11 protein-coding genes and 1 pseudogene are annotated in these 9297 nt (G+C 38.2%); 11 read left to right on the forward strand and 1 reads right to left on the reverse strand.

Features of this window, described 5'->3' with window-relative positions; translation table 11 throughout:
• Positions 1 to 65 precede the first annotated feature (65 nt).
• The 6 genes from AB447_RS16455 (at position 66) to arsC (ending at position 4156) form a co-directional block, all read left to right on the forward strand.
• Positions 66 to 317 (forward strand): hypothetical protein, encoded by a 252-nt coding sequence (locus AB447_RS16455; protein ID WP_048355129.1) that lies wholly within the window; start codon positions 66 to 68, stop codon positions 315 to 317.
• Positions 310 to 1272: a helix-turn-helix transcriptional regulator gene (locus tag AB447_RS16460; protein ID WP_048355128.1), complete on the forward strand. Its 963-nt coding sequence runs from the start codon at positions 310 to 312 to the stop codon at positions 1270 to 1272. Before AB447_RS16455 ends, AB447_RS16460 begins: the two co-directional genes overlap by 8 nt.
• A gap of 75 nt (positions 1273 to 1347) precedes the next feature.
• Entirely contained in the window at positions 1348 to 1980 is a 633-nt protein-coding gene (locus AB447_RS16465) for a type 1 glutamine amidotransferase family protein (protein WP_048355127.1), read from the forward strand.
• Between the two features lie 292 nt (positions 1981 to 2272).
• Complete coding sequence (locus AB447_RS16470; protein WP_048355126.1) at positions 2273 to 2620, forward strand: ArsR/SmtB family transcription factor; 348 nt, start codon at positions 2273 to 2275, stop codon at positions 2618 to 2620.
• Between the two features lie 27 nt (positions 2621 to 2647).
• The gene (gene arsB, locus AB447_RS16475) at positions 2648 to 3709 is read left to right on the forward strand and encodes an ACR3 family arsenite efflux transporter (RefSeq protein WP_048355125.1); all 1062 of its coding nucleotides are present in this window, start codon (positions 2648 to 2650) and stop codon (positions 3707 to 3709) included.
• Between the two features lie 21 nt (positions 3710 to 3730).
• Positions 3731 to 4156 (forward strand): arsenate reductase (thioredoxin), encoded by a 426-nt coding sequence (gene arsC, locus AB447_RS16480; RefSeq protein ID WP_048355202.1) that lies wholly within the window; start codon positions 3731 to 3733, stop codon positions 4154 to 4156.
• A 44-nt stretch (positions 4157 to 4200) separates the two neighbouring features.
• On the opposite strand, the pseudogene AB447_RS16485 reads toward arsC, so the two are convergent.
• Positions 4201 to 4587 (reverse strand): annotated as a pseudogene (locus AB447_RS16485) (N-acetyltransferase family protein); the annotation flags it as partial.
• Positions 4588 to 4779: 192 nt separating this feature from the next.
• Between AB447_RS16485 and ppsA the strand changes: the two are divergent.
• The 5 genes from ppsA to AB447_RS16500 form a co-directional block, all read left to right on the forward strand.
• Positions 4780 to 7395, forward strand: a complete 2616-nt coding sequence (ppsA, locus tag AB447_RS16490; RefSeq protein ID WP_048355124.1) for a phosphoenolpyruvate synthase — start codon at positions 4780 to 4782, stop codon at positions 7393 to 7395.
• Positions 7396 to 7772: 377 nt separating this feature from the next.
• Positions 7773 to 8072 carry a hypothetical protein gene (locus AB447_RS25910; RefSeq protein WP_156415994.1) on the forward strand — a complete coding sequence of 100 codons (300 nt, stop codon included), beginning with the start codon at positions 7773 to 7775 and terminating at the stop codon, positions 8070 to 8072.
• A complete protein-coding gene (locus AB447_RS16495; protein WP_048355123.1) occupies positions 8072 to 8461 on the forward strand; it encodes a hypothetical protein in 390 nt (129 codons plus the stop codon). The genes AB447_RS25910 and AB447_RS16495 overlap by 1 nt, the downstream gene beginning before the upstream one ends.
• The gene (locus tag AB447_RS26950) at positions 8436 to 8567 is read left to right on the forward strand and encodes a DUF2325 domain-containing protein (RefSeq protein WP_232517680.1); all 132 of its coding nucleotides are present in this window, start codon (positions 8436 to 8438) and stop codon (positions 8565 to 8567) included. Before AB447_RS16495 ends, AB447_RS26950 begins: the two co-directional genes overlap by 26 nt.
• 179 nt (positions 8568 to 8746) lie before the next feature.
• On the forward strand, positions 8747 to 9297 hold a 551-nt coding region (locus tag AB447_RS16500), incomplete at its 3' end, for an SIR2 family protein (protein ID WP_048355122.1).

The following is a 9297-nucleotide window of genomic DNA, read 5'->3' on the forward strand; positions in this document are numbered from 1 at the left end:
AATTAAGTGACTCTGCAGAAAAGCATATTAGTTTTTCTATCTAAGTCACAAGGAGGAGATTAATTTTGAATGAATATATAGAACAAACAACTGCAGATATTGCAAAGGAGTCCATATCAAGCATGATAGGAGATATTCTTGTTGATGCACCAAGTTTCACTTGGCCTCAGATTTCAGGAGCAGTTCAAAGTTATAAACGTGCCCGTTTTGAAAAAAACAGCAAAACATTCACAGAAGAATTGCATTCTAAAATTGAGGAAGTCCGTTTAAACCTAGAATTGAAGACATTTAAACAAGAGGTAGATTTATATGCCTAAAATGGACAATATGCTAGCAATTCTTTGGATGCTTAGTTCAGGTGAAAAAATTACTGCCAAACAAATTTCAGAAAAGTTAGAGATAAATATAAGAACTGTATATCGTTATATTGATACACTTTCAACAAGTGGTGTACCTATCATTTCAGACCCGGGACATAACGGGGGGTACACTTTATTGAACAATTTTATTGAAGCTCCTCTTTTTTTTGATGTTGAGGAGCAAATCTCACTATTTCACGCTGCTGTTTTTGCAGAAGAAGCCGGATATTATGGAGGAGAAGTACTTAATAGGGCTGTTTCAAAGCTGAGTAAATATTCAAATCAAGAGCAGAAAACAAAGATAAACCAACATTTAATCAGTCTTGAAGTAATAAGTCGATTAAGTTCCTTCTCGATGGAACCTTTCTTAAAGGAGTTGGAGCTGGCCGTAGCTGGCGGATACTCTGTAAAAATTCTATACCATAAAATTGGCGAAGAGCAATCAAGTAATAGATTGGTTGATCCGTACAGAATGATTTATTGGAATCATAAGTGGTATGTGATTGGATTTTGTCATCTTAGAAAGGATATCCGCAGTTTTAGAGTAGATCGAATTGAAAGTCTAAAGCTAACCGAAAATAGGTTTAACCGGCCAGAGAAATTTTCAGCACGTGACTTTTTTATGAAAAACCTCCTTCCGACAATAGAAGATAAGGAAGGGATTATCCCTTTGGTTATTAACGGGAATACAAGAGCGTTGGATGATATTTGCCAACATTGGTTTTTAGGACATTATTTGCAAGAAAGGACTTCAAATCAAGCGGTATTTCTTCTTGAAAAAAATATGATACATACATATGTACCTCATTTACTTTTACCGTACGGTAAATCAATTCGAGTTATTGAGCCAATAAGTCTTAAGAAAAGACTTATCGAAGTTCTGTCGGAATTAATAAAATTTCATCAAGCATGATAACTTCCCTGACGTTAACTGTCAGGGAAGTTATATTATGATAGGTTATATCAATTGTAATGGGAGTGTTATTGAGTGCAAACAAAAAAAGTCTATCTTTATGTATTTCATACAATGTCAGACTGGGAATACGGATATTTAATTGCTGAACTAAACACAGGAAGATATTTCAAAAAAGGTTTAGCCCCTTTAAAAGTGGTTACAGTAGGAGCTAAGAAAGAAATGATTACGACGATGGGGGGACTGAACATAACGCCAGATATTTCCCTTGATGAGTGTACTTTTGGGAGTAAAGATCTTGTCATTTTACCTGGAGGGAATACTTGGGGAGAAAGTATTCATCAACCTCTTTTGAAAAAAATCGGCCAAGCTTTAAAGCTTGGCACTATTGTTGCTGCAATTTGCGGTGCAACTGAGGGCCTCGCGAATATTGGATACCTAGATTCCAGAAAACATCCAAGCAACAGCTTAGAGTATATTAAAATGGTCTGTCCTCATTATAAAGGAGAAAGATTTTATGAGATGAAACCTGCAGTATCTGACGAGAATTTGGTGACAGCATCAGGAGTAGCTCCTCTGGAATTTGCGATAGAAGTCCTGAAAAAATTAGATGTGTTTGCACCAGATACATTAGATTCATGGTATAACCTAAATAAAACTCATAAACCTGAATACTTCTTTCAGTTAATGAATTCAATCAATAGATGAGCTGAAAAAATCAACTTAGTATAATAATCACCATGCTTTAGGCGATATCAAAGCAGGCTGCCGATGTTCCCGGCAGTCTTTTTTGATTTTTCTCTAAGTTATCCAAAAATTACATGAAATAAAAAATCCTTGTAGGAAAAAACATGCTTCTTTTTTGTACTTACCGCATGCCAGCGAAAACCTTTGGAGATGACCTTTCATTTATGACTTATGACTTTACATAATATCATTGCTTCTGCCTAACATATAAGTATATAATTATATAGCAATATTCAAACTGGAGGAGTATCAAGTGAATAAAACAATTATAGAGATTGATAAGGCGGCAGAAGGATTAAAATTGCTCGGGGATAAAACACGATTAACGATGGCGGCTATTCTAAAACAGCGTGAATGTTGTGTTTGTGAATTTCTCGAGGTGTTTACCATGAGTCAGCCGTCCATTAGCCAACATCTTCGCAAACTCAAGAATGCAGGATTATTGAACGAAGAAAAAAGAGGGCAGTGGGTTTATTATTCTTTAAATCCGAAAAGCGAATTTTTCGAATTAATCGATGAGTTGTTAAAGCATATACCAGACCAAACAGAGCAAATCAAAAAAATAAATGCAAGCAAGGTTACAGCTCGTTGTGACTGCTAATAACAGTAGCGGAGGGGGCTTGAGAAAATGAGTCATACAGAAAAAAAGCGATTGTCTTTTCTTGACCGCTATTTAACACTTTGGATTTTCCTTGCCATGGCGATCGGAACAGGGACAGGGTTTGTCTTTCCCAATTTCGCAGACCGACTACACCATTGGCAAATAGGAACAACATCTATACCACTTGCGATTGGCTTAATTTTGATGATGTATCCTCCGCTTGCCAAAGTGCGCTATGAAGAAATGGGAAGAGTTTTTACAGATATCAAAATCCTTTTGTTATCGCTTGTACAAAACTGGATTATTGGTCCGATTCTCATGTTCTTATTAGCCATTGTATTTTTGCCTGATAAACCAGAGTACATGGTTGGACTCATTATGATTGGTTTAGCTCGTTGTATCGCCATGGTTATTGTGTGGAATGATCTAGCGAAAGGCGACACTCAATACGCGGCCGGATTGGTGGCTTTTAACTCTGTTTTCCAGGTACTGTTTTTTTCAGTTTATGCTTATATCTTTGTAACTGTCATTCCAGAACGGCTTGGTCTTGAAGGCGCAATCGTTGATATTACAATGGGCGAAGTCGCAAAATCTGTATTTATTTACTTAGGTATTCCGTTTCTTGCTGGAATGTTAACACGCTTAATACTTGTTAAAGCAAAGGGCAGACAATGGTATGAAAAAGGATTCATTCCAAAAATCAGCCCGGTTACGCTTATCGCTTTGCTGTTTACCATTATCGTAATGTTCTCCTTAAAGGGAGATATGATTGTAAGCTTGCCGCTGGATGTAGTCCGGGTTGCGATTCCGTTACTCATTTACTTTGTCGTGATGTTTTTTGTTTCGTTTTTCTTAGGAAAGAAATTCGGGTCAAACTATGGGGTTGCCGCAACATTGGCCTTTACAGCAGGCAGTAATAACTTTGAGTTAGCAATTGCAGTGGCTGTCGGTGTATTCGGCATTCACTCGGGTGCTGCATTTGCAGCGGTTATCGGCCCTTTAGTTGAGGTACCGGTTATGATCGGATTGGTGAACGTTGCTCTTTGGCTGCGCAAGAAATACTATGGTTCAAATGTCAAAGGACAATAAGCGAAAGGTTGGATGAAAAAAATGAGCAAAGAAAAAAAGACGATTTACTTCTTGTGTACAGGGAATTCTTGTCGAAGTCAAATGGCAGAAGGGTTTGGCAAAAAATATTTAGGCGATGAATACAATGTTTTTTCGGCTGGAATTGAGGCCCATGGTTTAAATCCGAATGCCGTAAAGGCAATGAAGGAAGCAGGAATAGATATTTCAAACCAAACTTCAGATATGATTGATCCTCAAATTTTAAACAAGGCTGATTTTGTCGTTACATTATGTGGCGATGCCAACGATAAATGCCCAATGACGCCCCCGCACGTCAAACGTGATCATTGGGGATTCGATGATCCAGCCAAAGCAACAGGAACTGAAAAAGAGAGATGGGCTGTATTCAAGCGGGTTCGAGATCAAATTGAAGAAAGAATCAAACGGTTTGCGACCGAGGGAAAATAAAAAAATGAAAGGTCCTTCAAAACAGAAGGGCCCTTCATTTGGTTTTACAACAACTTTTCCATTGCCATCACATCAACATACTGTCCATCTAGAATTCCTTGATTTTTAAAGATACCAACTTGCCTGTAGCCCATTTTTTTGTATAAACTTTGTCCGAGTCCGTTAAGGGAAACGTCTAGGACGATTTTATAAAATTCATTTTCTTTAGCTGTCTTTTCGAGTGCTTTAAGAAGTAAGCTGCCCACTCCTTTTCCGCGAAATGAACGGTCAACATAGACAGAAAGGTCAGCAACGCCTTTATAAACACAACGGTGGGAGTAAGGGTTTAAGGAAGCCCAACCCGCAATTTCTTCTTTTGATTCGGCTACAAGGATAGAATAACGTCCTTGATGTTCCTGAAACCATGTTTCAATATAGTTCATATCCTTGACTAAGGATAGCAAGAAATTAAGAAAGAACCTGGACAGTTTTACCAGGTTCTTTTTATATTGCACGAAAACAGACACGATGATATAATCAGATTACGTTTGCTTTCCATCAAATGTTATAGATATCCCATCTTATATTTTAATTGTACCATGCAGGAAAGCTCTTGTCAAATTTTTTTGAAGGAGAGATGGAGAATGAGTTCTTTGGTTCTCGGTTTTCACGAAATGGAAAAAACACAGTTTTTGCTCGTTGGGGGAAAGGGGTTACATTTAGGGGAATTATCAAAAATTCAAGGAATACAAGTACCGGAAGGATTTTGCGTCACAACAGCAGGATATCAAAAAGCCATCAAACAAAACGAAACGTTACAAACGTTGTTGGATCAACTGAACATGCTAAAAGTGGAAGATCGAGATCAAATTGGTGAAATCAGCAGGAAGATCCGAAAAACCATTATGGAAGTAGAAATTCCTTCCGATGTTGTGAAAACAGTTTCTCACTATCTCTCCCAGTTTGGCGATGAACACGCTTATGCCGTGCGTTCTAGCGCGACTGCTGAAGATTTGCCGCATGCCTCTTTTGCCGGTCAACAAGACACCTATTTAAATGTCATCGGCAAAGAAGCAATTTTGCAGCACATCAGCAAATGTTGGGCATCCCTATTTACGGATCGCGCGGTCATCTACCGTATGCAAAATGAATTTGACCACAGTCAAGTTTATATATCCGTTATCATCCAAAGGATGGTTTTCCCGCAGGCTTCAGGGATTCTATTTACCGCTGATCCCATTACTTCCAACCGAAAGCCGCTATCCATCGATGCCGGTTTTGGACTTGGAGAAGCGCTGGTCTCCGGCTTGGTATCTGCCGATTGTTATAAAGTACAGGAAGGGGAAATCGTCGATAAAAGGATCGCAACTAAAAAATTGGCGATCTATGGACGAAAAGAAGGCGGAACGGAGACAAAGCAGATCGATCCCGATCAACAAAAGACGCAAACACTTACTGACGGACAAATTTTACAACTGGCACGCATCGGAAGACAGATCGAAGCTTATTTCGGCCAGCCGCAAGATATCGAATGGTGTTTGGCTGATGATACATTTTATATTGTCCAGAGTCGGCCGATCACAACTTTATACCCGATCCCTGAGGCGGATGATCAGGAAAATCACGTTTATGTATCTGTTGGTCACCAACAAATGATGACAGACCCCATGAAACCACTGGGATTGTCTTTTTGGCTGTTAACGACTCCGGCAAACATGCGCATAGCCGGTGGAAGGTTGTTTGTTGATGTTACACCTATGCTGGCTTCACCTGCCAGTAGAGAAACTATATTAAAACTGGGACAATCCGATCCGCTCATAAAAGACGCGCTCATGACCGTACTAGAGCGAGAAGATTTTATAAAAAAGTTACCAAATGATGAAAAAGAAATGAGCCCCGGTAAAAGCACAAAAGGTATGCCGCCTGCGGATTATCAAACATTAAACGACTACGATCCGACAATCGTTTCTGATTTGATTAAGCGCAGTCAAACATCGATAGAAGAATTAAAACAAAACATCCAAACGAAATCAGGAACGGATCTGTTTGATTTTATTCTGGAAGATATCCAGCAATTAAAGAAGAGTTTATCTGATCCACAAAGCTTTGGTGTAATTATGACAGCCATGAATGCTTCAACATGGATCAATGAAAACATGAACAAATGGTTAGGTGAAAAAAACGCAGCAGATACGCTTTCTCAAGCTGTCCCAAACAATATTACTTCGGAAATGGGTCTGGCGCTACTCAATGTCGCAGATGTGATACGTCCTTATCCAGAGGTAATTGATTACTTACAACATGTAAAAGATGATAACTTTTTGGATGAACTGGCTAAGTTTGATGGCGGACGCGAAACCCGAGACGCTATCTATGATTATCTCAGCAAATACGGAATGCGTTGTCCCGGAGAAATCGATATTACGAAAACCCGATGGAACGAAAAACCAATTACACTTGTCCCGTTGATTCTGGGTAACATCAAAAACTTTGAGCCTAATGAAAGCCATCGGAAATTTGAACAAGGGCGGCGTGTGGCTTTGCAAAAAGAACAAGAAATATTAGAGCGATTGAAACAATTGCCGGATGGTGAACAAAAAGCCAAAGAAACAAAACGAATGATCGGTCTCATCCGGAATTTCATAGGCTATCGGGAATATCCAAAATACGGCATGATTCATCGCTACTTCGTTTATAAGCAGGCTTTACTGAAAGAAGCCGAAAAACTCGAACAAGCCGGCATTATTCACGAAAAAGAAGATATATACTATCTCACTTTTGAAGAACTTCACAAAGCCGTACGCACAAATACACTAGATTACCAGATCATCAGCAAACGTAAAGACGAGTACAAATTATATGAAAAACTAACTCCACCGCGCGTTATCACGTCTGACGGCGAAATCATTGCAGGTGAATACAAACGAGAGAATCTCCCGGCCGAGGCTATTGCAGGTCTGCCTGTTTCTTCCGGAGTGATAGAGGGACGAGCGCGTGTCATTTTAAACATGGAAGATGCTGATCTGGAGAATGGGGATATTTTGGTCACCGCCTTTACGGATCCCAGCTGGACACCATTGTTTGTATCCATCAAAGGCCTGGTCACCGAAGTTGGCGGCCTGATGACCCATGGAGCAGTTATCGCACGTGAATACGGCTTGCCAGCCGTTGTCGGAGTAGAGAATGCAACCAAACTGATAAAAGATGGACAACGAATTCGCGTGCATGGAACCGAAGGCTATATCGAAATATTGCAATAGCTGTCTATTGCACGTAGAAATCATCAATAGTCTTATTCAATAAACGAAAGACGAAAGACAATAGTCAACGAATAAATATCACTCATAAAAAGAACTCTCCAGATTCGGAGGGTTCTTACATTTTTATCCGCGTGTTTGCGGGCGGTGTCAGCTGCACTGATATTACCGCTAAAATGATGATGGTTGGATCTAAGGCTTGAGAAGAAAACAAGAACACCATAACGATTAGTAAGTTGACGACAGCTCAGGAGCATTCACAGAAGGGAACACATGCGAAAACGGCGCAATCGTTTCATATGGAGGGATATATTTGAATAAACAGGATTATTTAAATGATGCAACTGCAAATATGATAAAAATTATTAAAGGCATAAACTTTGAGAATATCGAAACAACAAAAGAAGTCATTTTTAGAATACTTTACTTTTTTAAAAAGTTTATCTTCGTTAAAGATTCCGGTTGATAATGAATATTCTGATACAGGATCGGAAAGACAAAAGGAACTCTCCAAATCCGTTGAGGAAATTAATGAGACTGAACCAAGGAAAAACTGTTATGAACTAAAAAGAAATTTAAAAAGAGGTAAATTAGATGAAATTGGTTTATATGTTCCTGAAACTATAATAAGGAGATATGGATTTGAAGAAGGGGATTTAATTTCAGCAGATCATATTTAGTGGCTTCTGAATACTTTGAAAATGGAGTGGTCAAAGATATTAAATGTAATGGTGTACCACATACCTTTCTTATAGATGACGAAACAAGAATAAAAGACGAGCTTAAACCAGGAGAAATAGTGGATATAGCCTATAATAAAAATAATCTAAATGAGTATAGAGTGATTTGGAAACACAATATAAATCGCTCTCAACATATCACTCCTTTACCTACTTCATACTATAAAAATAAAACTTCAAAATCAGAGACATCAGAAGTGTTGGAAACTGATGAATTACAAGGGAAAAAGATTTTACTTTTAGGTGGACAAGGTAAGACAGAATTTGAAAAAGCAATAGCAAACTTAGGGGGAGAACTAATACATGCCGATGGTAGCGAACCAAGCTGAAAAGGGTAAAGAATTTGCTAAGAAGCATGGAAAACCATTTGCTTTTATGGATAGCAGGGGATTAAGCAACTTCCTACAAAAAGTAAAGTCAGTAGTGAACATTTAACAATAAAGGGAACATAGGAGAATGGATAAAAAGGAAAAGATTTAATCGTTCAGCATAAACTGGTATAATGATATTAGGTGAAACAGCCTAGATCAATTTCTTTTAAAGGTGATCATCTCTTTTATGATATAGCTGAGAGTTGATCACCTTTTAAAAAATAAGGGGTTGTATAGAAGCATATGTATGATAGAAAAATATCTGAATTTATCCGAACTTTTGTTAGTGAAATACAAAATTCGAATGCGGGGATTTTTGCGGGTGCAGGATTATCTCAACCTGCGGGATACGTGAACTGGAAAGAATTGTTAAGGGACATTGCAGATGAATTAGGGCTTGATGTTGATAAAGAAGACGATTTAATTGCTGTAGCTCAATATCATGTGAATGAAAATGGAGGACGAGGAAAATTAAATCAAGTATTGATTGAAAACTTTACTAAAGATGCACAATCAACTCGTAATCACGAAATATTATCTCAACTTCCCATAGATACATATTGGACAACAAATTATGACCATTTAATAGAGGATAGCTTGAGGGCTAACAATAAAATTGTTGATGTAAAGATGACTCCTCAGAATTTAGCTATTACAAAATCTAATGCAGATGCTATCGTTTATAAAATGCATGGTGATGTCCAAATGTCTGATCAAGCTGTTCTTACAAAAGATGATTATGAAGAATACGAGGTTACTAAAAGAAGGCTATACCTATTTAGCCCCCTAATGAA

The organism is Bacillus glycinifermentans (assembly GCF_001042475.2).
GTDB classification, from domain to species: domain Bacteria; phylum Bacillota; class Bacilli; order Bacillales; family Bacillaceae; genus Bacillus; species Bacillus glycinifermentans.